The organism is Desulfovibrio sp. 86, from assembly GCF_902702915.1.
Classification (GTDB): domain Bacteria; phylum Desulfobacterota; class Desulfovibrionia; order Desulfovibrionales; family Desulfovibrionaceae; genus Desulfovibrio.
The window spans coordinates 3,114,000-3,137,763 of record NZ_LR738849.1 but is presented as its reverse complement, the minus strand read 5'-3'; the positions used below and the strand labels follow the sequence as shown (position 1 = coordinate 3,137,763).

General features: G+C 56.4%; 22 protein-coding genes. 6 read left to right on the top strand and 16 right to left on the bottom strand.

The features are described 5' to 3' along the window. Positions 1-9 precede the first annotated feature (9 nt). The 14 genes from ftsA to DESU86_RS12770 form a co-directional block, all read right to left on the bottom strand. Positions 10-1,245 carry a cell division protein FtsA gene (gene ftsA, locus DESU86_RS12835; RefSeq protein WP_179981402.1) on the bottom strand — a complete coding sequence of 412 codons (1,236 nt, stop codon included), beginning with the start codon at positions 1,243-1,245 and terminating at the stop codon, positions 10-12. Between the two features lie 48 nt (positions 1,246-1,293). Beyond that, positions 1,294-2,034 (bottom strand): cell division protein FtsQ/DivIB, encoded by a 741-nt coding sequence (locus DESU86_RS12830; RefSeq protein ID WP_232088373.1) that lies wholly within the window; start codon positions 2,032-2,034, stop codon positions 1,294-1,296. 137 nt (positions 2,035-2,171) lie between these two features. Beyond that, the gene (gene murB, locus DESU86_RS12825; RefSeq protein ID WP_179981400.1) at positions 2,172-3,062 is read right to left on the bottom strand and encodes a UDP-N-acetylmuramate dehydrogenase; all 891 of its coding nucleotides are present in this window, start codon (positions 3,060-3,062) and stop codon (positions 2,172-2,174) included. Then, positions 3,055-4,428 carry a UDP-N-acetylmuramate--L-alanine ligase gene (gene murC / locus DESU86_RS12820; protein WP_179981399.1) on the bottom strand — a complete coding sequence of 458 codons (1,374 nt, stop codon included), beginning with the start codon at positions 4,426-4,428 and terminating at the stop codon, positions 3,055-3,057. Before murC ends, murB begins: the two co-directional genes overlap by 8 nt. Positions 4,429-4,500: 72 nt before the next feature. Then, positions 4,501-5,577, bottom strand: a complete 1,077-nt coding sequence (murG, locus tag DESU86_RS12815; RefSeq protein WP_179981398.1) for an undecaprenyldiphospho-muramoylpentapeptide beta-N-acetylglucosaminyltransferase — start codon at positions 5,575-5,577, stop codon at positions 4,501-4,503. Further along, positions 5,556-6,686, bottom strand: a complete 1,131-nt coding sequence (ftsW, locus tag DESU86_RS12810) for a putative lipid II flippase FtsW (RefSeq protein WP_413785128.1) — start codon at positions 6,684-6,686, stop codon at positions 5,556-5,558. The genes murG and ftsW overlap by 22 nt, the downstream gene beginning before the upstream one ends. A gap of 47 nt (positions 6,687-6,733) precedes the next feature. Further along, entirely contained in the window at positions 6,734-8,038 is a 1,305-nt protein-coding gene (murD, locus tag DESU86_RS12805; protein ID WP_179981396.1) for a UDP-N-acetylmuramoyl-L-alanine--D-glutamate ligase, read from the bottom strand. Positions 8,039-8,049: 11 nt separating this feature from the next. Continuing rightward, positions 8,050-9,126: a phospho-N-acetylmuramoyl-pentapeptide-transferase gene (gene mraY / locus DESU86_RS12800; protein ID WP_179981395.1), complete on the bottom strand. Its 1,077-nt coding sequence runs from the start codon at positions 9,124-9,126 to the stop codon at positions 8,050-8,052. 119 nt (positions 9,127-9,245) lie between these two features. Beyond that, positions 9,246-10,712 carry a UDP-N-acetylmuramoyl-tripeptide--D-alanyl-D-alanine ligase gene (locus tag DESU86_RS12795; RefSeq protein ID WP_179981394.1) on the bottom strand — a complete coding sequence of 489 codons (1,467 nt, stop codon included), beginning with the start codon at positions 10,710-10,712 and terminating at the stop codon, positions 9,246-9,248. Further along, positions 10,703-12,157 carry a UDP-N-acetylmuramoyl-L-alanyl-D-glutamate--2,6-diaminopimelate ligase gene (locus tag DESU86_RS12790; protein WP_179981393.1) on the bottom strand — a complete coding sequence of 485 codons (1,455 nt, stop codon included), beginning with the start codon at positions 12,155-12,157 and terminating at the stop codon, positions 10,703-10,705. The genes DESU86_RS12795 and DESU86_RS12790 overlap by 10 nt, the downstream gene beginning before the upstream one ends. A gap of 129 nt (positions 12,158-12,286) precedes the next feature. Continuing rightward, positions 12,287-14,425, bottom strand: coding sequence for a penicillin-binding transpeptidase domain-containing protein (locus tag DESU86_RS12785; RefSeq protein WP_179981392.1), 2,139 nt, complete (start codon positions 14,423-14,425; stop codon positions 12,287-12,289). Positions 14,426-14,519: 94 nt separating this feature from the next. Further along, positions 14,520-14,822 carry a hypothetical protein gene (locus DESU86_RS12780; RefSeq protein WP_179981391.1) on the bottom strand — a complete coding sequence of 101 codons (303 nt, stop codon included), beginning with the start codon at positions 14,820-14,822 and terminating at the stop codon, positions 14,520-14,522. Further along, a complete protein-coding gene (gene rsmH, locus DESU86_RS12775) occupies positions 14,819-15,802 on the bottom strand; it encodes a 16S rRNA (cytosine(1402)-N(4))-methyltransferase RsmH (RefSeq protein WP_179981390.1) in 984 nt (327 codons plus the stop codon). Before rsmH ends, DESU86_RS12780 begins: the two co-directional genes overlap by 4 nt. 7 nt (positions 15,803-15,809) lie before the next feature. After that, the gene (locus DESU86_RS12770) at positions 15,810-16,256 is read right to left on the bottom strand and encodes a division/cell wall cluster transcriptional repressor MraZ (protein ID WP_179981389.1); all 447 of its coding nucleotides are present in this window, start codon (positions 16,254-16,256) and stop codon (positions 15,810-15,812) included. A gap of 564 nt (positions 16,257-16,820) precedes the next feature. Here DESU86_RS12770 and pyk point away from each other — a divergent pair. Then, positions 16,821-18,239 carry a pyruvate kinase gene (gene pyk, locus DESU86_RS12765; RefSeq protein ID WP_179981388.1) on the top strand — a complete coding sequence of 473 codons (1,419 nt, stop codon included), beginning with the start codon at positions 16,821-16,823 and terminating at the stop codon, positions 18,237-18,239. Positions 18,240-18,242: 3 nt separating this feature from the next. Further along, positions 18,243-19,286: an HD-GYP domain-containing protein gene (locus tag DESU86_RS12760; protein WP_179981387.1), complete on the top strand. Its 1,044-nt coding sequence runs from the start codon at positions 18,243-18,245 to the stop codon at positions 19,284-19,286. 350 nt (positions 19,287-19,636) lie between these two features. On the opposite strand, the gene DESU86_RS12755 is transcribed toward DESU86_RS12760, so the two are convergent. Next, entirely contained in the window at positions 19,637-19,897 is a 261-nt protein-coding gene (locus DESU86_RS12755) for a helix-turn-helix domain-containing protein (RefSeq protein ID WP_179981386.1), read from the bottom strand. Between the two features lie 103 nt (positions 19,898-20,000). Here DESU86_RS12755 and DESU86_RS12750 point away from each other — a divergent pair, with 103 nt between their 5' ends. The 4 genes from DESU86_RS12750 (at position 20,001) to DESU86_RS12735 (ending at position 22,327) form a co-directional block, all read left to right on the top strand. Continuing rightward, positions 20,001-20,315, top strand: a complete 315-nt coding sequence (locus DESU86_RS12750; protein ID WP_179981385.1) for a hypothetical protein — start codon at positions 20,001-20,003, stop codon at positions 20,313-20,315. A gap of 162 nt (positions 20,316-20,477) precedes the next feature. After that, positions 20,478-20,831, top strand: coding sequence for an ArsR/SmtB family transcription factor (locus tag DESU86_RS12745; protein ID WP_179981384.1), 354 nt, complete (start codon positions 20,478-20,480; stop codon positions 20,829-20,831). A gap of 66 nt (positions 20,832-20,897) precedes the next feature. After that, on the top strand, positions 20,898-22,019 hold the full coding sequence (locus DESU86_RS12740; protein ID WP_232088371.1) for a permease: 1,122 nt from the start codon (positions 20,898-20,900) through the stop codon (positions 22,017-22,019). Between the two features lie 17 nt (positions 22,020-22,036). Then, positions 22,037-22,327: a thioredoxin family protein gene (locus DESU86_RS12735; protein WP_179981383.1), complete on the top strand. Its 291-nt coding sequence runs from the start codon at positions 22,037-22,039 to the stop codon at positions 22,325-22,327. A gap of 35 nt (positions 22,328-22,362) precedes the next feature. Here DESU86_RS12735 and DESU86_RS12730 read toward each other — a convergent pair whose 3' ends face one another. Further along, positions 22,363-23,607 carry a DUF2254 domain-containing protein gene (locus tag DESU86_RS12730; protein ID WP_179981382.1) on the bottom strand — a complete coding sequence of 415 codons (1,245 nt, stop codon included), beginning with the start codon at positions 23,605-23,607 and terminating at the stop codon, positions 22,363-22,365. Between the last annotated feature and the right edge of the window lie 157 nt (positions 23,608-23,764).

The window sequence follows — 23,764 nt, the reverse complement described above, 5'->3', positions numbered from 1 at the left end:
TTGCTTTGTTTACGAAATATCAGCAAACCACTTTTTCATGCGAGCCAAAACGCCATCAAAGACGCCGCTCTCACTTCTGGTGGTAAACTTCTTTTGTCCGGAAAGTTCTTTTTCAGCCCCATAGCGCAGCAAACCCACAGCAGTAGAAAACTTGGGGCTGTTCACAACGTCTTTGAGGCCGCCCACGTTCCTGGGGTACCCAATGCGCGTGGGGAGGTTGAAGATTTGCTCACCCAGTTCCTGACAGCCTTCCATAAGGGCGGTGCCGCCAGTAAGCACGACGCCAGCGCCGATCATGTCCTTGTAGCCGGAGCGCACAAGGGTTTGATCCACAAGGAAGAGAATTTCTTCCATGCGCGGCTCGCAGATTTCAGCAAGTACCTGACGCGAAAGGCGGCGCGGTTCGCGGCCGCCGACGCTGGGCACTTCGATAAATTCGTCATGACGCACCAGATCAGCCAGTGCGCAACCGTATTTAAGCTTGATTTTTTCGGCCGAGGCAATGGGGGTACGCAAGCCAAAGGCTATGTCGTTGGAGAGGTTTTGGCCGCCCAAGGCGAGCACCGCCGTATGCTTAATGGCATCATTGGCGAAAACGGCAATATCAGTGGTGCCGCCTCCAAGGTCCACAAGGGCCACGCCAATTTCGCGCTCTTCTTCTGTGAGCACGGCCTTGGCCGAAGCCAGCGATTCAAGGGCGATATCAGAAACTTCAAGCTGGCTGCGGTGGCAGGAGCGAACGATGTTCTGCGCTGAAGAAACGGCTCCGGTGACAATGTGCACCTTCACCTCAAGCCGTACGCCAGCCATGCCGAGAGGGTCGGCAATGCCGCGCTGGTTATCGACGATATATTCCTGCGGCAAAATATGGATGACCTCGCGGTCAGCGGGGATGGCCACAGCCCGCGCGGCGTCCAGGGCGCGCTCAACGTCGCGCTGGGCCACTTCGCCGCCTTTGACGGCAATGACGCCGTGGCTGTTGATGCCCATTATATGGCTGCCCGCAATCCCCACATAGACAGAGTGGATTTCGCAGCCTGCCATCAGCTCGGCGTCTTCTACCGCCTTGCGGATGGACTGTACGGTCTGCTCGATATTGACCACCACGCCCTTACGCAGGCCGGTGGAAACGCTGGTGCCGATGCCCACCACATCAACAAGGCCCGACTCCGTAAGTTCACCCACCACAGCGCAAATCTTTGTGGTGCCGATGTCGAGACCAACGATGAGCTCGGACTTATTCATGCCATTCTCCTAAAACGCCTGTTCTTCACGAGCAACAACCATTCCATATCAGTTTGATACAGCCTGATTAAGCAAAACCCATACATTGCCATTTACGGCCCGCACCTCGCGCACATTACGCAGTTCGTGTCTTCGGGCCAGATCTCCGAGGGTGACTCCCATCCGGGCCAGGTTGCCCTCCCAATCATCAGTGGCGATGGAGAGGCGCATTTCCCGATCCTCAAGGTATACTTCGATGCCCCGTCCGGGGCTCAGGGTGATGGAGGCTATGGCTCCAGCCTCAACAGGCAGCACCCCGCTTTGAATGTCCTTCATCAGGCGGGCGAGAAAGGGGATGGCGTCTTCAGCCCCCGATTCTACCCGCAGCGTGGGCAGGGACAAAAAATTTTTGCTTTCTACCGGGGCGATGACCACCCCGCGTTCATTGGCGTAATAAAGAGCGCCGTCCTTGTGTACCCAGAAGGAGGGCATGCGCTCCTTCAACTTTATCACAAACCTGTCAGGCAGAAGGCGCTTTACCGAGACCTCTTCCACCCAGGGGGTCTGTCTCAGGTTGTGTTCCACCTTGGCTATGCTTACGGCCAAGCTGTTATCGCCTTCCTGCAGACCGCCATACTGCAAAACCATATCACGGGAGAGGCGGACATTCCCCGCCACGTCAATGTGCCGGGTCGTAAAAAAATCGCTGGTGATGGCTGTGTTGTAGAGCCACAGGGATGTAAAACACACCCCGGCGAGCACCAGCCCCATGCCCACTAACAACACCACAATGGCTGCAAGACTTTTCAATCCACTCAGGGTTTTGATCCTGCCAAAGCATGCTGCCAGAAAAGCCGGCATGCGCAGCTTTGCGGTCCTCGGCCCCTTCTTGCCCGGTACACTGCTGGCTCTTGTATACGAGTTACGGGCCTTACGGGTATTTTTTTTCAGGGAAAGAGGCATGGGATTATCCTGACTTCCGGTTCCAGCGCAATGCCGAACCTTTCCAGCACAGCCTCTTTGGCCTCCTGCATAAGAGCCAGAGCCGCCGTAGCACTGCCCTTGCCCTCATTGATCATGAAGTTGGCGTGCAAGGTTGAAAAGGCCATGCCGCCCATTTTTTTACCTTTGAATCCCGCTTGATCCAGAAGTCTGCCAGCAGGCATTTCCGGGGAGGGGTTTTTGAATACGCAGCCAGCGCTCCAGGCCGTCACAGGTTGTTTAGACTTTTTCTCAAAAAAGTTGTGACGCATGCATCTACAGATGCCATCCCTTGCAGTTCTGGTCAAGCCAAATGTGGCTTCCAAGACGATAAAATCATTCTTTTTATCATCAATGCACAGCCTGCGATACGAATATTGCAGTGTCTGCGCAACAACAACACGTACTTCACCATTACTGGCTATACGAATATTTTCAATCTTTCTGCATGTTTCAACACCGAATGAACCCGCATTCATGGCCACTGCACCGCCAACAGTGCCGGGTATGCCCACCAGTCCTTCAAGCCCGGCAAGACCGTGCGTCGCGCAAAACCGCAAAAGCCTCGGCAGGGGCACAGCAGCGCCAGCCCGCACAAACACCTTGCCCGCGCCCTCTCCGACAATTTCAGGCCCCTGATTAAAATCCGGGCGCACCAGCACCAGCGGCAAATCGCCGTCCTGGGCCAGAATGTTGCTGCCCGCCCCCATTATCACGGGCGCGCCGCCAAGGACGCGCAGGCGTTCCGGCAACCGCGCCACGTCTTCGGGGTTTTCAAGAATCAGCTCTGCGACAGCTGTACCGCCCAGGCGCAACGTCGTGCGCTGGGACAGCAGCGGCGAAGCTATTTCACGCATGATCGCGTCCTTCCAGCCAGGCCGGGCCCAGTCGGGTAATGCTGCCTGCCCCCAATGTGAGCAGAACGTCCCCCTCGCGCAGGATCTGCGGTAAAGCCAGTATAACTTCATCCAGGGTCTGAAAATACTCCACAGGAGTATCGGAAACCTGCCGTATGCCCTGCGCCAGGCTTTGCCCGGAAACGCCGGGGATGGGCTTTTCGGAGGCTGCGTAAATCTCGGTCAGCAGCAGTTGGTCAACGGCGTCAAAAACTTTGCAAAACTCGCCAAAATGGGCCTGGGTGCGGCTGAACCTGTGGGGCTGGAAGGCCGCCACAATACGCCTGCCTGCAAAAACCTGCCGCGCTGTGGCCAGGGTTGCGGCAATCTCCGCCGGGTGGTGACCGTAATCATCCACCACGGTAATGCCGCCCTTTTCGCCCTTGAACTCGAACCGCCGCCCCACGCCCTTGAATCCCGCCAGACCTTCCGCACATTTGTCAAAAGGAATGTCCACCTCCATGGCAGCACCAATGGATGCGAGGGCGTTAAGGATGTTATGGCGTCCCGGTTGCGGCAGACTGACCTCGCCCAAAAGATTGCCGTGCAGCAAAACCTCAAAGCGGTTGATGCGCCCGCTTTCCAGCGGGATGGCGCGAAGCGCGTTGTCCTCGGCGAAGCCGTACGTGAGCACAGGGCGCTTGACCCTGGGCAGCAAGGCCAGAACGCCGGGGTCATCGCCACAAACAATATTCAGGCCGTAAAAGGGCACATTGTTCATGAACTGCACAAAGGCGCTGTCAATGGCCTCGCGGTTTTTATAGTGATCCAGATGATCCTCATCCACATTGGTGACAACATTGATAATTGGCAGCAGGCAGAGAAAGGAGCCGTCAGACTCGTCAGCCTCGGCAATGAGGTATTCGCCGTGGCCAAGATGGGCGTTGGCGCCATAGACATTGAGCCGACCGCCGATAATGACGGTGGGATCAAGCCCGGCTGTGTCAAAAATGGAGGCAGTGAGCGAGGTGGTGGTGGTCTTGCCGTGTGTGCCCGCAATGGCTATGCCCTGCCGCAGGCGCATGAGCTCGGCCAGCATCTCGGCACGGGGAATGATGGCGATATTGCGCTTGCGTGCTTCAACCAGTTCGGGATTGTCGTCACTGATGGCGGTGGATTTGACCAATACCTGCACATCCCCCACGTTTTCCGCAGCATGGCCAATGGCTATATGCGCGCCAAGCTTGCGCAGATGGCGCACCACGGCGGAATCGCTCATGTCCGAACCGGATATCTCGTATTTGAGATTAAGCAGAACCTCGGCAATACCGCTCATGCCCGCACCGCCGATGCCCACCATATGGATATGACGAATCTTGCTGTTCATGTAGCACCTTTAAAGAAAGTCTAGATAGTAGAATAAAAACAGTTTGTTATAGAACGCGTCCTTCCCTGGCAATTACCGGGAACGGGCGATTTCTTCCAGAACGGTGGTCACACGCGCAGCAGCATCGGGCCAGGCAGAGACCAGGGCGGCCGAGGACATGCGCGTGCGTTCGCCGCTGTCGTTCAGCAGGCGGATAAGGGTTTGCTCCAGACCGTCTTCAATCATGCGCGATTCCGGCACCAGAATGGCTGCTCCGGTCTTGGCCAGCACTTCGGCATTGCGGGTCTGGTGGTCGTGTATGGCATATGGAAAAGGCACCAGTACGGAAGGCAGGCCCGCAGCGCACAGTTCCGCCACGGTGGTGGCTCCGGAGCGGCACAGGGCCACATCGGCCCAGGCATAGGCCGCTGCCATGTCGTCAATAAAGGCCGACACGCAGGAAGTATCATAGCCTGCCGCCGTATAGGCGGCACGCACAGAGGCTTCATCCGCGCTGCCTGTCTGGTGGCGAATGTCCACACCGGCTTCGCGCAGGACCGCAAGGTGCTCCACGATGAACGTGTTGAGAGCGTGCGCCCCCTGCGACCCGCCCATAACCAGCAGACGCCTGGCCCCTCTGGCCCGCGGCAGCCGCCCGGCCTCATTGACCCCGGCGCGCACGGGATTGCCCGTAAGCACACACTTGGCGGGATCAAAGCCCTCGGTGTCCGGCAGCGACAGGCAGATGCGCCGCGCCAGCTTTGCCAGCACACGGTTGCTGGCCCCGGCTATGGCGTTCTGCTCATGCAGCATGGTCGGCACGCCAAGCAGGCGCGCGGCGAGCATGGGGGCAAAGGCCGCATAACTGCCAAAACCGGCCACAACATCCGGGTTAAAGCGCCGTACAATGCCCAGCGCCTTGCCTACCGACCAGGCCATGCGAAAACCGGCTTCCACCGAACGCAGGCCGCGTCCCAAAAAGCCGCGCACAGGCAGCCCCTCAAAGGGTATGCCCGCCATGCGAACCAGACGAGCTTCCGGCCCGTACAGGGAGCCCACAAAAAGCAGCTTGGCCTGAGGATGCCGCCGCCGCACTTCTTCAGCCACGGCCAGAGCCGGAAAAATATGACCGCCAGTGCCGCCCGTGGTCAGGAGGATGTTGAGGTCCATGTGTCCGCCGTCCGTGAAAAGTTCAAAAGCAGACCCACGCAGAGCATGGTAGCCATCAGGTTACTGCCGCCGTAGCTCATGAGCGGCATGGGCACGCCCTTGGGCGGCGCCACCCCCATGACCACGGCGAGGTTCATGACCGCGCCCATGGCGAGAATGGTGGTAATGCCAAAGGCGGTGAAGCGGTCGCGCAGGTTGCGCTGCCCCTGTATGATCTTGTAGCAGCGCCAGAACAAAAGGCCAAAGAGTATCATGACCACGCTCATGCCCACAAAACCCATTTCTTCAGCCAGAACAGCCATAATGAAGTCGTTGTGCGCTTCAGGCAGATAGAACATCTTCTGCTTGCTCGCGCCGACGCCAACGCCAAAAAAGCTGCCCGAACCAATGGCCAGCAAAGACTGCACGAGCTGGTAGCCCGTATTGTGGGCATCCTCAAAGGGATCAAGAAAGGCCAACAGACGGCGGAGACGGTAGGGAGACGAAATGGCCAGGGCCATGGCGCCACCGCAGGCCAGGGCTATGGAGAAAAAGAGATAGACAAACCTGGTTCCCCCGGCCACGCACATGAAGAACAGAATACTGGCCAAAACGACGGCGCTGCCGAAGTCCGGCTGCAAGAGCAGGAGAAAACAGAAAAGCGCCGTCACCGCGAAAGGCGGTATGACGCCACGGCTGAAGGTCTTGATGATGTCCTGCTTGGCACTCATGAAATACGCGAGATACAGAACCAGAGCCACCTTGACGAGCTCCATCGGCTGAATGCCTACCGGCCCCAGGCGAATCCAGCGTTTTGCGCCGTTGATTGAGGGCGCCAGCGGCGAAAGCGTCAGCAGCAGGAGCAGCAGGGCGAAAAAAAGCGCCGGATACTGCATTTTATAGAGCCAGTCGCGTGGCAGCAGGGCTGCGCCCCACAAAAGGATGCCGCCCAACAACGCAAAGAACACCTGGCGCTTGAAGAAAAAGTACTTGTCGCCGTTGACCTGCTCCGCCACAATGCCGCTGGCCGAAAGCACCATGACAAGCCCAATGGCCAGAATGATAAGCATAATGGTGAACAGCCACCAGTCAAAGGGCGCAAAGGGGCCGCTTTCCGTTGCCCGGGCCATGGCGCTGTGCGCCTTGCCGGGCTTTGCCTTGGCTCTAAAGACGTTTTTCATGACAACCTGCCCACTATCCGCTTGAAATCCTTGCCGCGCTCTTCATAGTTGGCGTAAAGGTCAAAGCTTGAGGTTGCCGGAGCCATAAGAACCACATCGCCCGCCTGTGCCGCTGCGGCAAGGTGCTTTATGGCCGGCTCAAGCGCCGCATGCCAGGTCATGGGCACAATGCCCTGCCAGGCTTTTTCAAAATATTCCCGACTGGCGCCGAACAATGCGACCTCGGCGACGTGTGTTTTTACGAGATCCGCCAACCCGGCCAGATCGCCACCCTTGAACTTGCCGCCGCACAAGAGGCGTACCGGGCGGTCAAACGCTTCCAGGGCCACCTTGAGCGAAGAAACCGTCGTACATTTGGAATCATTGACATAAAGAACGCCGTTGAGTTCACGCACACGTTCAAGGCGGTGCGGCAAAGGCGCAAAACGGGCCACGGCTCGTGCCGCGCTTTCCTCACTGACGCCGAAGAAACGGCATGCCTGCCAGGCGGCCTCTTCATTGATGCGGTTGTGCAGGCCCATGAGGCTGCTCTCGGCAAAACGCTCCGTAGCCTTGACATACACCTGGCGGGCCTTGAGCTTGTGCCGGGCGGCCTGATCTTTCAGGCTTTCGCCAAGCACGGCCAGATCGCCCTCATCCTGGCAACGGAACAGACGGAACTTGGCTTCCGTGTATTCTTCCATATCCTTGTGATAATCCAGGTGATTGGGCGTAATATTGAGCAAGATGCCCACTCGGGGACAAAACGTGGTGCAGGTCTGCAACTGAAAGCTCGAGATTTCCAGCACCAGAACGTCAGCCCTGCGGCCCGACAGAATGTACTCGGACAAAGGCGTGCCTATGTTGCCGCCAAGAAAAACGGAATATCCCTGCTCATGCAGCATGGCCGCCGCCAGCGAAGCTGTGGTCGTCTTGCCGCTGGTGCCGGTAATGGCCAGAACGGGTTCATTGTCCAGATAGCGCCAGGCCAGTTCCATTTCGGCCAGAATTTCCGTGTGTTCCACGTCCACCAGTCCGTCGAGGCGGGCCACGGGCATGCCGGGGCTCGGCACCACAAAGGCGGCGTTTTCAAACTGCGCCGCACTGTGCGGCCCCAGTTCCACAACAATGCCAAGCTGCCCCAGTTCGCGGGCCAGGTCTTCACGACCGGAAAATGCCTGGGCATTGCTGTCCAGAAGGCGCACGCGAGCGCCCTCACGGTTCAAAAGCCGCGCAGCCGCAAGACCGGAACGTCCCGCGCCGATCACGACGGCCGTTTCGCCAACGCTGATGCGTCTACCGCGCATTTTTTCCAATGCCATAGCAGTTCTCCTCAACGCAGCTTCAGGACTGAGAGCGCCATGAGGCCCAGCAGTATTGATGTAATCCAGAAGCGGATAATAATCTTGGATTCAGGAACGCCCTTGAGTTCAAAGTGATGGTGCAAGGGCGCCATACGAAAAAAGCGCTTGCCGCCTGTCCAGCGAAAATACCCTACCTGTACAATGACTGAAAGGGTCTCGGCCACAAAAAGGCCGCCCACAACAGCGAGCACAAGTTCCTGCTTGCACAGCAGCGCCAGATAGCCGAGCACGCCACCGATGGAGAGCGAACCCACATCCCCCATGAACACCTGGGCAGGGTAAGCGTTAAACCAGAGAAAACCCAGCCCGGATCCCACAAGCGCGGCGCAAAAAATGGTCACTTCACCGACGCCGGGCATGTAGGGGACCAGAAGATAGCTCGCAAACCGGGCGTTGCCCGTTATATAAATAAAGATGGAAAAGACGATGCAGGCGACAATGGCGGGCCCGATGGCAAGACCGTCGAGACCGTCGGTGAGATTGACGGCATTTGAGGCTGCCACCATGACAAAAACGCCGAAAGGCAGGTAAAACCAGCCAAGGTCAAAGGTCACTTCCTTGAAAAAAGGAATGGTGAGCTTGCTGCTGTAGTCGGGATTCACAAAAAGCAGCAGCATGGCCACGCAGGCAACGCCAAGCTGTCCGGCCATTTTGGCCTTGCCGGAAATGCCCCGGTTTTTGTGGTGGCGCAGTTTGGTCATATCGTCCCAAAATCCCACGGCCCCAAAACCGACGAACACAAAGAACGCCTGCCAGATGTAAATATTTGTCAGATCAGACCACAAGAGCAGGCTCACAGAAAGACTGAACAGCATGAGCAGGCCGCCCATGGTGGGCGTTCCCGCCTTGCAGGCGTGAGCGGCGACATCTTCATGAATATACTGGCCGCACTTCAGGCGGCGAAGCCAGCCGATAAACCTTGGGCCAAGAATGATGGAAACAAGCAGCGCCGTCATGAGCGCAGCCATAGAACGGAAGGTGATGTAACGAAAGACATTGAAAAATGTCCATTCGGAGGCGAGGGGGGAAAGGAAATTATAAAACATGCACGTGAATCCGTTCGTTTGGCCACACTACGACCGTTGCTGTCAGCGGCAGGGACGTCCCCTGTGGCAATCCGCCCCCAATACCGGGCTGGCGAACCGCTTACGCCGCCTGAAAAACACTATACCTCGCGCCCGTTGGTCAGAACGGACACAAGCGTCTCAAGCCTGTTGCTGCGGGAGCCTTTGAACAAAGCCACGCCACCGCAAGCACTGGCACTGGCCTCAAGCTTGTGGCGCTGCAAGTCGCGCCACACTTTTGCAAAATCTTCGGCATCAGCCACAGGCTGCCAGACGCCAGCATAGCCAGCCATGTCGAGCCCCCTGCGCACGTCCTCCGCACAGGTGCCTTTCCATATCACGGCAGCGGGCTTCAACCGTGCCAAATGCCTGCCCAGTTCCTCATGTTCCGCAGCAGCCTGAGCGCCCAATTCCAGCATGGCGCCCAGCACGGCCACAAAGGGGCGGGATCCGGCCTGCTCTGCGGCGGCTTCCAGCATGCGCCGCATGGAAAGGGGATTGGCGTTGTAGGTGTCGTCAATGAGCAGCCATGATCCGGCCTGAACCTGATTGAACCGTTGCGCCGGCATCCGGGCGTCGGCCAATCCCTGCGCGATGGTGCTGGCGTCAACGCCAAGCGTATGCGCGGCAGCGGCCACGGCCGCCACATTTTCGGCTCCATACTCCCCTCTGAAGGGAGCGATGACGTCAAGTTCCGTGCCGTCCAGCCAGAGGCGGTACTTGCCGCGCGATGCGGCCATGCCCGCATCCTCGCCAGCAGCACCCGCGCCAGCCGCATCTTCGCCAGCTGCAACCGGGGCGGCCCCCAGATAAGACGCGCGAAACGCGGCATCCTGCCCGGCGGCGCTGAAAAAGCGGATGTCAGCGCCCGTGGCGCGCGCCTCGCGCGCCAGATCGGGATAGTCCGCGCTGACCAGCCCCTTGCCGCCCTTGGCAAGATAACTGAGCAGCCGGGCCTTGTGCCAGGCCACGCCTTTTTCGCCAAGGCCCTCGGTATGGGCCGCGCCCGCATTGAGAATGAGCGCAAGGTCGGGCCGCAGTACCGCGCCCAGATCGTCCATGTCGCCAGGCTGGCTGATGCCTGCTTCCATAACCCAGAAATCTTCATCGCCGTCCGTATTCAGGACAGCCCGGGGCATGCCGATCTGGTTATTGTTGTTCATGGCGTTGCGCGCGGTTTTGCCCGCCAGGGACAGTACCCGGGCCAGGGTCTCCTTGACGGTCGTCTTGCCCGCAGTGCCGGTCACGCCCACAACGCGGGCCTTCGTGCGGTCGCGCCACAGCGCGGCCAGACTGCCCAGCGCCCTGACCGTGTCAGGCACGACAAAAACAGGCACGGTCATATGGGGCAAAGAACGCGAGGCCAATATGGCTCCGGCCCCCTGCTCTGCCGCCTTGGCGGCGAAATCGTGTCCGTCCACCCGGCAGCCGGAAACACATACAAAGAGGGACCCCGGCACAACCGCCCTGCTGTCAGTGGCAACAGAAGTCAGGACTGTATGCTCCTCGGACCCTGAAAACCGGGGCAAGCCCAGGCAGGACGCAATTTCATGCAGTGTCAGGCGCACTGGAGTATCTCCCGCACCACCTCCTGGTCGCTGTAGTGGTGCTTTACGCCCTGGATGATCTGATAATCCTCATGCCCTTTGCCGGCAATAAGCAGAGCGTCATTTTTACCAAGCATCGAAAGGGCTTTGGACGTAGCGGTGCGGCGGTCCACCTCGACCACAACTTCCTTGGCTGTGGCAAGGCCGGGCAGCACATCCTTGAGGATGGCCTCCGGATCTTCAAAGCGGGGATTATCCGAGGTCAGCACGGCCACATCCGACCAGCGGGCCACAGCCTCACCCATTATGGGGCGCTTGGTGCGATCGCGGTTTCCGCCGCAGCCAAAGACGGTGACAATGCGCTTGAACCCTGCTTCGCGCAAAGCCTTGAGCACGTTCTCAAGCGCATCGGGGGTGTGGGCATAGTCCACAAAGACGCTGAAGCCCTGGGGGTTATCCACCCTTTCCAGCCTTCCGCTCACTCCGGTAAAACTTTCCAGAGCCTTGAAGGCTTCGGGGTCAATACCCATTTCCAGCGCCACGGCCTGAACGGCAAGCAGATTGGAAGCATTAAACGCGCCTACCAGCGGAGACCGCAGATCCCAGCGCATATCCTCAAGACTCATACGCAAATGACAGCCTTCTGTCGTGGAAGACAGCAGTTCGCCCCACAGGTGCCGCCTGTTGGGCGCTCCTTTTTGCAGCCCGAAGGAAAGGGCCGTGGGGCACAGTTCCAGCAGGCGTCGGCCCCAGGCATCGTCGGCGTTCACGGCCATGGCCTTGTCGGCGCGGGGCAGTTCAAGAAAAAGACGGGCCTTGGCCTGAAAGTAGCTTTCCATCCCCTGATGATAGTCAAGGTGATCCTGGGTCAGATTAGTGAACGCCGCGCCGGAAAAAGGCACGCCGCACACGCGCTGCTGATCAATGGCATGCGAGGATACTTCCATAACCGCCACATCCACGCCGTCCTTGGCCATGGCCGCCAGCATGGCGTGCACGCTCAAAACGTCAGGGGTGGTCAGGGGGGCGGCCTCATTGTGCCCCGGCCAGCGGTAGCTCACTGTGCCCATCACGCCGAGCTTATGCCCGGCCTGGGCAAAAAGACGCTCCAGCAGATAGGTGCAGGTCGTTTTTCCGTTGGTGCCTGTAACACCAACGATGCGGATGGGCAAGGTATCAGTATGCCAGCGGGCTTGCGCCAGACGCCAGAGGGCTTCACGCGGATCCGCGTGATAAATGACCCTGCGACCGGCGCTGGCCGCCGCTGCGGCCTCTTCGCTTCGGGCCGCGCAAACGATAACCCCGGCTCCCGCCTCCACTGCGGCAGGAATAAAACGGGCTCCGTCTTCCTTGACACCGGGCACGGCCACAAAGATATCGCCAGCACCGACCTGACGTGAATCAGCGCGCACTTCAATGCCGCCGCGCCCGCACTCATCCAAAAGGGCCGCAAATTCCCGATTCATAAGTAACCTCTTTGAGTTGCCGAATTCTATTTTTATTATCGGCCAAAGTTTCAGCGGGCAGGCGACCAATCAGCTCCACAACTGCGCGTACAATGCCATACCCGCCGAAAATTCTTTACAACTGGCTTGCTACCGTTCCGAAAGCCACAGGATGTATTCAGCCTTGTTTTCTTCTTCAGGCCAGACCGAACCGGGGGCTGGGGTCTGCTTGACGACGCGGCTGCCCGATCCCTTGAGTTCGGGTACTACCCCGGCCCTGGCAAACAGCTCCACAGCGTTGCGCACGGACTTGCCCATAACATCGGGCACCCGACTACCCGCCTTGGCCAGATGGCCGGGCAGGCGCATGCCCTGATCCTGAGCGGGCGCATCTTCCTTTTTGATGGCGTCGGCCACGTAGGGAATATCAAGACTGGCCAGTTTGAGCCCGCGCCTGCGTCCAGAAGCAGGAGCGGCGGCGGGACTTTCTTCAACCTTGGCGACCTTGGAATCAGTCACAAGGCCCGTAAAGGTCAGGGTGCGGCTGGCGATTTCCTTGAACACAGGGGCCGCCACCACGCCGCCGTACTGGTTGCGCGTGGGTTCGTCCACCATGACAAGGATAAGGTATTTGGGCTTGTCCGCCGGGAAGAAGCCCACAAAGGAGGCCAGGCGTTTGCTGCCGTAGGTTCCGGCGCGATGGTCGGCCTTCTGCGCCGTGCCGGTCTTGCCTCCTACCTCGACGCCTTCAATGCGTGCGCGCTTGCCTGTGCCGTCGTTTTCTTCCACCACGTCGCGCATCATGCGCATGACTTCGCGCGCGGTGGATTGCGAAAAGACCCGCTGGTGCGTTTCTTCCACATTATTTTCGTCGCGGGTAAGCGTCAGCGACTTGTACACGCCGTTATTCAGCAGAGTAAGATAGGCCTGAGCCATTTGCAGACCCGTGACCGAAATACTCTGCCCAAATGATGTGGACATAATGTCCACTTCGCTCCAGTCACGAGGAATGCGCAAAATGCCCCGGCTGTCGGACACAGGCACGCTGGTGCGCTGACCAAAGCCGAGCGCCTGCAAATATTTGTGAAACGTGGGCACGCCGATCATGAGCCCGATTTTCGCCATACCGATGTTTGACGAATAGCGCAGTACCTTGTTGGCGGGCAGCACGCCCTGCCGCGACGTGTCACGGATGGTGAAATTCTTTGTTTCCCACCTGCCGCTTTCGCAATCAATGGCCGTATTCCCGGTGATCTTTTTTTCCTGGATGGCTGTGGCCATGACAAAGGGCTTGAACGTGGAACCAGGCTCCAGCGCGTCAGCCGCCATGCGGTTGCGGTAGACCAGCGGACTCGCGTCCTTGTAGGTGTTGGGGTTAAAGAAAGGATACTGCGCCCAGGCCATTATTTCGCCAGAAGGCACGTCCACCACGATGGCCCCGCCCCAGCGCGCGTCATACTCACGAACGGCGCGGGCCACGGCCTCTTCCACGATGAACTGCATCTGCACGTCAATGGTCAGGGTAAGGTCTTCGCCGCGCGGTTCGCTCTGCCCTTCTTCATGCAGGTAAAAACGACGGCCCATGGCGTCACGCTGCACGATCTGCCTGGTGGGAATGCAACCCAGGCGGGATTCCATAGAGCGCTCGATGCCTTCAAGCCCCTTGTCGTCCAGGCCCACAAAGCCAAGCACCTGCCCGGCCATGTGCTTGAAGGGGTACACGCGGTCATACTCTTTTGACAGGCCGATGCCTGCAAGATTGGTCTTGTGCACCGCCTCGGCGGTGTAGTCGTCCACCTTGCGCTTTATCCAGACAAAGCGGCGTTTAGTCTGCGAAAGCTCGTCATAAAGTTTTTTGGGCTCAATACCTAAAATGGGGCCAAGGGTATTGGCCATGGCCTGAAAGTCTTCAATTTCCTGCGGACGCGCATACACGGAACGCGCTTCAATACTGCGGGCAAGAACCTGGCCGTTGCGGTCGAGGATCATGCCACGGCGTCCGGTGACCAGTTCAGAGGCCATGTGCTGCCGACGCGCGCGTTCGGCCAGGCGCGGCCCCTCAATCATCTGAAGATACCAGGCACGGCCCCACAGGCCAGTCCACAGCAGGCAAAAAATGACCACGACGAGCCTGATGCGTACGCGGCCCCAATCTACCTTTTCCGTCCAGGCAAAACGCGCCTTCCCCTCAGAAACATTGGCCCGTGCGCGGTTGGCGGGACGGACTGTTTTTTCTGCTCTTGGGGCATCCGTGTGCCTATTGCCCTTGCGGGAAGAGAATTTGAACATGGCTTATCCCAAATACTTTCGGGTTGTCACAATGGTGTGGTTCGGGCTGTCCTGGCGGACGTTCCGGTTGCGGGAGAGGATCCGGCTCCAGAGGCTAGCGCGCTTCCATGCGGCGGATCTGGCCGGGCTTGGGTTCGCGCATGGAAAATTCTTCCGCCCTGCGGCGCAGTTCATAGGGCGAGAGCAGGCGTTCCCGTTCAACTTCAAGCTTGGCGCGCAGCGCGCGGCGTTCACGCATGGTGTTCTGCGCGATATTGATAAAATAGGTGGTATCCATGCGCTCAATGTTGCTCCAGACGAGCACCAGGCCCATGACCATGCAGGCCAGCAGACCGAGTACAAGAAATAACAGCCACCCTCTGCCGCCTACAGGTTTTGCCGAGACATTCCGCTTCACGAGCCTGACGCCTCGGCTATTTTTTCCACTGCCCGCAGCTTGGCGCTGCTGGCGCGGGGATTGACGGCCAGCTCGTCCGGCCCGGCCTGCACGGGTTTTTTATGCAGAATGCGCACTTCAGGCTGGTGGCCGCACACGCAACGCGGGATATGCCTCGCACAGCGGCAGCCTTCAGCCCAATGGCGCATAGCCTGTTTGACCATACGGTCTTCAAGCGAGTGGAACGTAATCACGGCCAAACGCCCGCCAATAGGCAGATAGGCCAGAATCTGATCCAGAAAGCGTTGCAATTCGCCGAGCTCGTCATTGACGGCCATGCGCAAAGCCTGAAACGTGCGCGTGGCCGGATGGCGGCGGGCCTTGGCCCGCCAGGCTGCGGGATAGGCCCGTTCCACAAGGGCGGCCAGCTGTGCGGTGGTGTCTATGGGGTCTTTCTGTCTGGCGTCCACAATGGCGCGGGCGATACGCCCCGCCTGCGGCTCTTCGCCAAGGGTGGCGATGCAGTCCTTGAGCTTGTCGAAACTTTCGCGGTTTACCCAATGCCAGGCCGAAGGCTGTCCCGAACTCTGGTCCATACGCATATCCAGCGGCCCATCGCCATAAAAACTGAATCCGCGTCCGGCTTCATCCAACTGGAAAGAGGAAACGCCGATATCCAGCAGGGCCCCATCCACCTTGCTCCAGCCAAGTTCGCCAAGGGCGGCGGCAAAGTCGCTGTACCGGCAGTGGAACAGATGCGCCCTTGGACCAAAAGCGGCCAGGCGCTGCGTAGCAAAATTCAGGGCGTCTTCATCGCGGTCAAGGCCGCACAATTCTATGTCAGGGGCTGACGACAGCACGGCGCTGGCATGCCCGCCCATTCCCAGGGTGCCGTCAAGATAGCGTCCCCCTGCGCGCGGGTCGAGCGCGGCCAGCGTTTCCACAGGCAGGACAGGAACATGGCGTGCCTGTTCCGCATTTTCGTGCATGGTCTGCATCATGATAAACCTAGAGGCTGATTGTCACACCGCTGGCTGCAAGCTCGTCAGAGACGTCTTCAAGCTCCAGGGCGTCAAAGCGGGTCTGATCCCAAATTTCAAATTTACTGCGCATACCCACCAGCATGACGTCCTTCTGAAGGGCTGCTTCACGCATGAGGGATTGCGGAATGCGCACCCGGCCTTGGGCGTCGGGCAGCATTTCCTGCGCAAGACCCATGACCTTGGTTTTAAAGTGCGAAAGACGGGGAGAAGGCATGGGAATACGGCTCAACTGTTCAGTGATTTTTTCCCAGTCGTCAGGCAGATAGGCCACAAGGCGGCCATAGTAAGCGGTAAGCCAGAAAGCGCCCGTGCCCCCTTCAGCATAAAGTCCGTCCCGGTATTCCGGCGGCAGCATAAGACGACCCTTGGGGTCTAGGCTGCGGGAGAGACTTTTTATGAAGAGCTTTTGCACTTTTTTACCACTTTATTACTTATAATTACCACTTTTTCCCACTTATGCCCCAAGGCAATGGGGGTGTCAAGCTAACTGGGCAAAAAGTGTATTATTTATGTCTGAAGCCAGTTTGGCGGATTATTGTGGGTAGAAGAAAAGCTTTTTCAACCCAGCGGCTTCGGTGGGAAAAAGTGGTTTTTACCACCGCAATGGACGCGAGACTCAGCGTGCGGATTTTTGAATAACGGAAGCACGGATTAAAGAACCTCCTGGAAACGCGCAGTTATTTTGTTTGGCAAGGCGCGATCTTTTTTTGAAGCTGGAGTGGACTCTTCCGTCCTCGACTGTTCCCCAAAAAGTGAAGCAACGACGCCAAACGGAATACATCAGCATTTCTTAAAATCTTTCATGCACAGCCGCGCGGGCAGGAAGCCCCTTGTGCACGCCTTCTGTGCGAAAGGCTGGAAGCCTTGACAATATGTGGTAAAATCAGGATGATTTATGGTGCTGGTTTTATACTATTCTTCATTTTGCGCCCCTGCGCCGACCAGCCTCTTCTGGCATTTAAAGTAAGGACACATTATGAGAACCAAAATTGTCGCAACCATAGGTCCCGCTTCAAACAGCAAAGAAAAATTGCATGAACTGGCTGAAGCTGGCGTCAGTGTTTTTCGCCTCAACTTTTCACACGGTTCGGCAGCGGATTTCGTCACCATCATACAAAACATACGTGAAGTGGAGCGTGCCCTCGGACGTCCCATCACCATCATGCAGGATCTTTCCGGTCCGAAAATCCGCCTTGGCATAGTGCCTGAAGGAACCATCGACGTGGACAAGGGCATGCGCCTTCTACTGGGCCCAAGCGCCAGCCGCACCGATGAAATGCCCTACCTGCCCTTTGACCATCAGGTCATTCTTGAAAGCCTCGACCCCGGCGACCGCCTTGTGCTGGCCGATGGCGGCCTTCAGTTCATCGTGCAGGAGCGCCGCCCCGACGGCCTTGTGCTGATTGAAGCCGACAACGCCGGCATCGTCACTTCCCGCAAGGGCCTGGCCCTGCCCGGCAAGGCCACCAAGGTGCGCGCCCTCACCGACAAGGACAAAAAAGACCTTGCGGACGGCCTCAAGCTCGGCGTGGACGCGGTAGCCATTTCCTACGTACAGACGGCTGACGATGTGCGCGAAGCCAAGGAGCTCATAGCCGCCGCCGGGCAGAAGCTGCCCGTTGTGGTCAAGCTTGAACGTCAGAGCGCCGTGGACAATCTGGCCGAAATTCTGGCTGAAACGGATGTGGTCATGGTGGCGCGCGGCGACCTTGGCGTAGAATGCCCGCTGCCCCTGCTGCCCGCCCTGCAAAAGCGCATCATCAGCGCCTGCAACAAGGCGTCCAAGCCCGTTATTGTGGCCACGCAGATGCTGCTTTCCATGGTGAACAGCCCCGCCCCCACACGCGCTGAAACCACTGACGTGGCCAACGCCGTGCTGGACGGAGCCGACTGCGTCATGCTCTCGGAAGAAACGGCCATGGGTAATTTTCCTGTTGAAACAGTGCGCTACATGCGGCGCATTACTGACGAAGCTGAAAAGCTGCTTTTGATTAATCACAGACTTGAAGAACCTGATGCCGACAAGGGAATTCCCGAATTTCTGGCATATTCCGCCTGCCTGCTGGCTGACAAGGCCAAGGCCAAGGCCATTGTTTCACACAGTCTTTCCGGCAGCTCTGCCCGTCAGGTTTCTGCCCGGCGTCCTCCACAGCAGATTTACGCCCTTACGCCCGACCCGGTGACCGTCAAGGCCCTGAACTTTGTCTGGGGCGTCAAGCCCGCCTTTGTGGCCAGGCCGCAGGATGAAGAAAGCCACCTTATCCGGGCCGAACATTTCATCCATACCAGCGATGATTTTGAACCGGACGACTGCATTGTCATCACAGCCGGCCAGGTCAAGGGCTCCTCCTCCACCCCAAGAGGCACCAACCTCGTCAAAATCTACTGGAAGTAGGCCATGGCCGAAAGCGCACGGATTGCAAAAGAGGTTCCCCAGAATATTAACGAGGAGTACTACCAGATAAGCGGCGAAATTCTTTCGAGTTTTCCCAAATACCGCCCGCCGGTGGACCTTTTCAGCTTTCGTGAAGACATCATGGTGCTGGCGCCGTATTGCAAAAAAGAAACGCGCCTGACCAACGAACAGGTTGAGGAGGTGGCCCGTCTTTGCGACAAGGGCGATCTTTTTGTGGCGCGCTCAGACCACCACATTTATTCGCACCATATCGTCAAACAGCTTGACCTTGTTTTGCAGGACAAAAACCTCAAAGAAGCCGAAATCGCCGATATCTGCATCCGTGCGCTGTTTCTTCGCTATACCGAATTCGACAGTCAGCCCATAAAGGCCCTTTTTGAGCCTCTGTACCGTGACATCATGGTAATCACGGAATACCTGTGGGCAGACAGACACCGCATCAACACGTTCATGCGGCGGCTGTTCCGCAAGCATCAGCCCGCCCGCCATGCCATAAACACCATGAGTGTCGGACTCTGGCTGTGGATGCAGGTTGGTGGAGAATACAGGCGCAAAGACCTTGACCGCATGGCGCTCGCCCTTTTGCTGCACGATGTGGGCATGAGCAAGGTTCCAGCCTTTCTGCTCAACAAGCCCGGCCCACTCAAGCCCGAAGAGCGGGAAAAAATTTTGCCCCACCCGCTTGTGGGCATCAAACTTATGCACAAAATGGACGTAAGTTTTGAAGAACTGGTGCGGGCCTGCTATGAACACCACGAGCGCATGGACGGCTCCGGATACCCACAGCATCTGAAGGGAAATCAGATCAGCCGGGTGGGGCGCATCACGGCCATTGCAGACTCCTTTTCGGCCATGATCAGTCACAGGTCATACAGCGAAGCCAAAGAGCCTCTTGCCGCCGCCAAAGAGCTGTCTGGCGATGCCCGGTATGACGGGGAGTTCTCGAACTTGCTCCTCTCGGGTTTTGCTTCAGGCAATATTGGCCAAATGGTGGATATGGATCAGGCTGTGGACACCCCGCTTTAAAGAAGTTTCTTTTTGAAATGCTTTGTAAGAAATGACTGAAGACCGCGCCGCACGGCGCGGTCTTTCACGTTATGGCTTTAGCCAGTTGAGCGCGCTGGCGCGCTCAACTGGCTAAAGCCATAAAGAAAAGGCACTTACATTTCTGTAAGTGCCTGAATTTACTTGGCGTCCCCAAGGGGTTTTGAATATTCTATATAAGTCTACAATATTATTGATTGTTTTTAGAAATTTTTATTTTCTACGCGAAAGCTAATACACATCGGCATAACGGCGGCAATCCCTCATTGGGGGAATTGAACCGCTCCCTCATATGCTCCCTAAACAGGTCGGATACAAGTGCAGCCCTATTTTTAGGATTTCGTGACGTTAAAGCCCAACTCATCTTCCAGGGCGGCTATCAATTCGGACGGACGAACATTCAACGCTTTCGCAATGATGAAAAGCATGTCGAGATGGGGCCATTTCCTGCCGACTTCCAGTGTGCAAAGGTAGCCAAGACTTATGCCCATTTTTTCGGATAACTGTTCTTGTGTCAGCCCTGCCGCTAGCCGATACCGGCGTAAAACATGCTGAAAATTTAGTCGTGCTGCTGAATTAAGAGGATTTTTCATTCTCTTATAATAGGCGTTTGCATGTTTTTTGTTTCTAGCCTACAGACTAGAAAAACTAGTCTATAGGCAAGAAGGTCAGGATTGCCGTTGTGGAGGTGAAATTATGAATTTTTGGGAGCCGGAAGGGTATCACCAGTTAGGCCGGGATTTGTGCAAAGATATTGAGTGGGATGATGTGTACGCCCGTTTCAAAATTGCAACGGGAACCACAAATAAAACAGACTTGGCTAACTACCTTGGGGCGCGGGTTTCGTGGCTCAACTTCTGTCGAAAGTATCAGATTGTGCCTGTGAAATGGTTGCGACGGTTAGTGTTTCTGAAAAGCGAATATACGCCGCAATGGGTCTTGCATGGCAGAGGCAAGCCAAAGTGGGAGGGGTGGGAGCTTGATAGTCCGCAAAGCCAAAGGATCCAATAAACCGCTTTTATTTTTGCTGACGGTAAGTAAGGGCTTTCTGGGTTGATTACGAACCAGTAGCCCCTTGGGAATGGCGGCGGATATGAAAGGCTGTTACAATTTTTGAGTTGGCAGAGTATGAACTTACTTGACACATATCAAATAATGTTGAACTATCAATCTATGCAAACGAAACAAGCAACCAAAATCTTTGAGGCGCTTTCTTCCGACGTGCGCCTGGACTTATTCAGGCTACTGGTCAAACACGCGCCTGACGGCCTTGTGCAAGGCGATATTGCCAAAGAGCTTGATATTCCTTCGACCAATCTTTCCTTTCACCTCAAGGCCATTGTGCATAGCGGACTGGTGGACGTGGAACGGGAAGGTCGGTTTATGCGTTACAAGGCCAATATCCCGCTGATGCTGGATATTGTGGGCTATCTGACGGAAGAATGCTGTTCCGGCAACCCGGAGGCTTGCCAAAGGTTCAGGGATGCAAGCCCGGTGAGTGGCATCCTGCCCAAGCGTGTTGATTGATAGGAGCAATTTTTTTTCACCTAAATATCAACTGGTCAACATATGTTGACATGAGAACGGGAAACCATGATGGATACTGAAAAGATGGGTTGTTGCTGTTCCGGGCAGACCCCGACCCCTGTGGCAAGCTCAGAAGGCTGGAATCGGAAATATTTGGCAATGATAGCGTCGCTGGCCGTGCTCTGGTGGCTGGCTTACAGCTATATTCTCCCGGCTTCACACTGGCTGGTTTTCGGGCTGTTCGGTATGAATCCTGAATCGCATCTCGGCGCTTCCTTGGAATTTTTCATCTACGATACGGTGAAAATTCTTCTGCTACTGGTGGCGCTGATTTACGGCATTGCCTGGATACGCGCCTCGCTGAATGTGGAACGTGTGCGCGATTATCTTGCCGGAAAACGGCGCGGCCTTGGGTATTTCCTCGGTGCTCTGTTCGGGTCGGTCACACCGTTTTGCTCCTGTTCCAGTATTCCGCTCTTTCTCGGTTTCACTACGGCACGAATCCCTATTGGCATCACCATGTCATTCCTGATTACTTCGCCGCTTATCAACGAAATCGCCGTTGTGTTGCTGTGGGGGCTGCTCGGCTGGAAATTCACGGTAATTTATGTGCTTGTAGGCATGGCGGCGGGAATCATCGGCGGCTTTTTTATGAACAACATCAGGGCGGAACGCTGGCTGCAACCGTTCATAATTGAAGCCATGAACAACGCCCCCGCGCATCAGTATGTCAGCGAGAGCGGCGAAGTGCAAAAACTGACTGTCAGGCAGCGGCATGTATTCGCTTATGGAGAAATGACTTCTATCTTCAAGCGCGTCTGGAAGTGGGTCATTATCGGTGTGGGCATCGGTGCGGCGCTGCACGGTTTTGTGCCGGAAAACTGGTTTGCGGAAAATCTTGGAGCCGGTGAATGGTGGTCGGTTCCCGTGGCCGTATTGGTGGCGATTCCTCTTTATTCAAATGTGACGGGAATTGTGCCGGTTATGGAAAGTCTGCTGGTCAAGGGCTTGCCTATTGGTACGACAATGGCTTTCTGCATGAGTGCCGTAGCAGCCAGCATCCCGGAAGTGATGATGCTGCGACAGATTATGACCATCAAACTGCAAGCGGCTTTCATCGGCTATTTATGGGTGATTTTTACACTGGTGGGTTGGCTGTTCAACATTCTTGGCCCGTACATAGTTTAATCAACAGGAGAGAGACAATGGAAATAAAAGTATTCGGCCCCGGCTGCGCCCGCTGCACGGAAACGGAAAATCTGGTGAAAGAAGTGGCTGCGGCCAAGGGCGGCAATATCACAGTGCAAAAAGTGTCCGACCTGAAAGAAATGATGGCGGCGGGCGTGATGTCTACCCCGGCTGTGACTGTTGATGGCGTGGTGAAATCAACGGGAAAAATTCCAAGCAAAGAAGAAATCGCGGCTTGGATTGACGGCGCTGGCGGTTCGGCTGCTCCCGGTGCATCCGGTGGTTGCTGCTGCGGTGGTAAGTGCTGAAAAGGAAGCGGCGGGGAATTTAGCAAGCCGTTTTTTTATAGGCCCAATGCACTGGCAATGCGCCTGAGTTCTGCTTTTTCTTCTTCCAGAAACAGCTTTGCCTCGCCATATTGGAGCGCTATTCGGGAATATTTTATTGCTGACTCCCTATAATCTTTCCCGAGGCTGCCAAGATGGACAAGGGTTTTCTGGAGCCGTACCTGAACCTCGTAAGAAGCGGCTGCATCCCGAATCACCGGATTGAAAGCGTCTTGAAAAAGATCGTCAATGCAAAGTTCGGGTACCCAAAGGCGCTTGAATTCAGCTGCTTCATCTTTCCTTTCAACTGTGTACACTTCAAGTACACGACCTGCTCTGACAACAATGTCAATAGCCGTGCCCTGGTCATTGACTGCCGGAGACATGGCCCGTGAGGCTACTTCCGCCAGGACGCATAGGCCGAAGCGCGGGTCTTGTTCAAAGGTGCGCTGGTCTGCAATGGTGAAACATTTGCAGAATTCGCGATATGATTCAGATGTAAGTTTCTTGGTGAACAGAGCGAGCAGCGTGCCTTTTGTAACATATTTGCCCGGCGTGCTAGCAACGTACACATCGACCTCATGTTCCTCCGCGAGTTGAGAAATTTTTTTGGCGTCGAAATATTGTAAATAGCCACTGGATTCCGCTTGTAAGTCAGTCCATTCCGGTAAAACATCAGGGAAAGTTTCAAACCGATTGCATCCATAGGTTGGTTTATGCGCGCGCCGCTTGATTGCATCGGTAGCGGCTTTTTCAATAAGACCGTTGGTTTCATTCACCCTGCCCAGAGTGGTCAGCCTGTCTACCCAGCGGATGAACGTCACCACGATGAAGATGACTGTAACGATGGTAAAGACGAACAGGATAAACCTTCCGCCGCCCTCATACAAACCCATGTTCAAGGCGATAATCCCGACCAGACTGAACAGGAAGGTTCCTAGAAAGGTGCTAAGGGCATTCTGGGTTGTTTTGTCTTCTGTGATAAGCCTTGTGGCGCGGGGTGTTACATTTGATGTTGCCGCGCCATAGGCAGAAACCATCGTGGATAAGGAAAACGTAGTCACTGCCAGCATGCTTGAGGCCAGTATAGTCAAAATATTCCCGGCAGTTTCAGAGCCGACAATTTTACTGAGCTCTTCGGGAATATAGCTTTTAAAAATCACCGCTACCAAGGCGCTCAGAACACCAAGCAGGGCGTAGGCGGAAACCTTGGGCCATATTTTTTTTGCCAAGGCCAGAATGGTAAATTTTACGTTCGTCATACGGCATTATTCCTGTCGCCAATTCGGATTGTGGAGAACGTATATTCGGAGGAACTGCATAGTCAATTTTTGCTATTAAATAACTGGTTGTCTATTAGTTCTTATATCCGCTCGTTCGGTTTTCTGTCCAGTTTTGTGCGCGATACCCCAAAGAAGT

Bases quoted from the DNA above. Each gene is read 5' to 3' on its own strand.
- ftsA (WP_179981402.1), bottom strand. From the start codon at position 1,245: ATGAATAAGTCCGAGCTCATCGTTGGTCTCGACATCGGCACCACAAAG.
- murB (WP_179981400.1), bottom strand. From the start codon at position 3,062: ATGCGTGAAATAGCTTCGCCGCTGCTGTCCCAGCGCACGACGTTGCGC.
- murC (WP_179981399.1), bottom strand. From the start codon at position 4,428: ATGAACAGCAAGATTCGTCATATCCATATGGTGGGCATCGGCGGTGCG.
- murG (WP_179981398.1), bottom strand. From the start codon at position 5,577: ATGGACCTCAACATCCTCCTGACCACGGGCGGCACTGGCGGTCATATT.
- ftsW (WP_413785128.1), bottom strand. From the start codon at position 6,686: ATGGCCCGGGCAACGGAAAGCGGCCCCTTTGCGCCCTTTGACTGGTGG.
- murD (WP_179981396.1), bottom strand. From the start codon at position 8,038: ATGGCATTGGAAAAAATGCGCGGTAGACGCATCAGCGTTGGCGAAACG.
- mraY (WP_179981395.1), bottom strand. From the start codon at position 9,126: ATGTTTTATAATTTCCTTTCCCCCCTCGCCTCCGAATGGACATTTTTC.
- DESU86_RS12790 (WP_179981393.1), bottom strand. From the start codon at position 12,157: ATGAATCGGGAATTTGCGGCCCTTTTGGATGAGTGCGGGCGCGGCGGC.
- DESU86_RS12785 (WP_179981392.1), bottom strand. From the start codon at position 14,425: ATGTTCAAATTCTCTTCCCGCAAGGGCAATAGGCACACGGATGCCCCA.
- rsmH (WP_179981390.1), bottom strand. From the start codon at position 15,802: ATGATGCAGACCATGCACGAAAATGCGGAACAGGCACGCCATGTTCCT.
- pyk (WP_179981388.1), top strand. From the start codon at position 16,821: ATGAGAACCAAAATTGTCGCAACCATAGGTCCCGCTTCAAACAGCAAA.
- DESU86_RS12760 (WP_179981387.1), top strand. From the start codon at position 18,243: ATGGCCGAAAGCGCACGGATTGCAAAAGAGGTTCCCCAGAATATTAAC.
- DESU86_RS12755 (WP_179981386.1), bottom strand. From the start codon at position 19,897: ATGAAAAATCCTCTTAATTCAGCAGCACGACTAAATTTTCAGCATGTT.
- DESU86_RS12750 (WP_179981385.1), top strand. From the start codon at position 20,001: ATGAATTTTTGGGAGCCGGAAGGGTATCACCAGTTAGGCCGGGATTTG.
- DESU86_RS12745 (WP_179981384.1), top strand. From the start codon at position 20,478: ATGCAAACGAAACAAGCAACCAAAATCTTTGAGGCGCTTTCTTCCGAC.
- DESU86_RS12740 (WP_232088371.1), top strand. From the start codon at position 20,898: ATGATGGATACTGAAAAGATGGGTTGTTGCTGTTCCGGGCAGACCCCG.
- DESU86_RS12735 (WP_179981383.1), top strand. From the start codon at position 22,037: ATGGAAATAAAAGTATTCGGCCCCGGCTGCGCCCGCTGCACGGAAACG.
- DESU86_RS12730 (WP_179981382.1), bottom strand. From the start codon at position 23,607: ATGACGAACGTAAAATTTACCATTCTGGCCTTGGCAAAAAAAATATGG.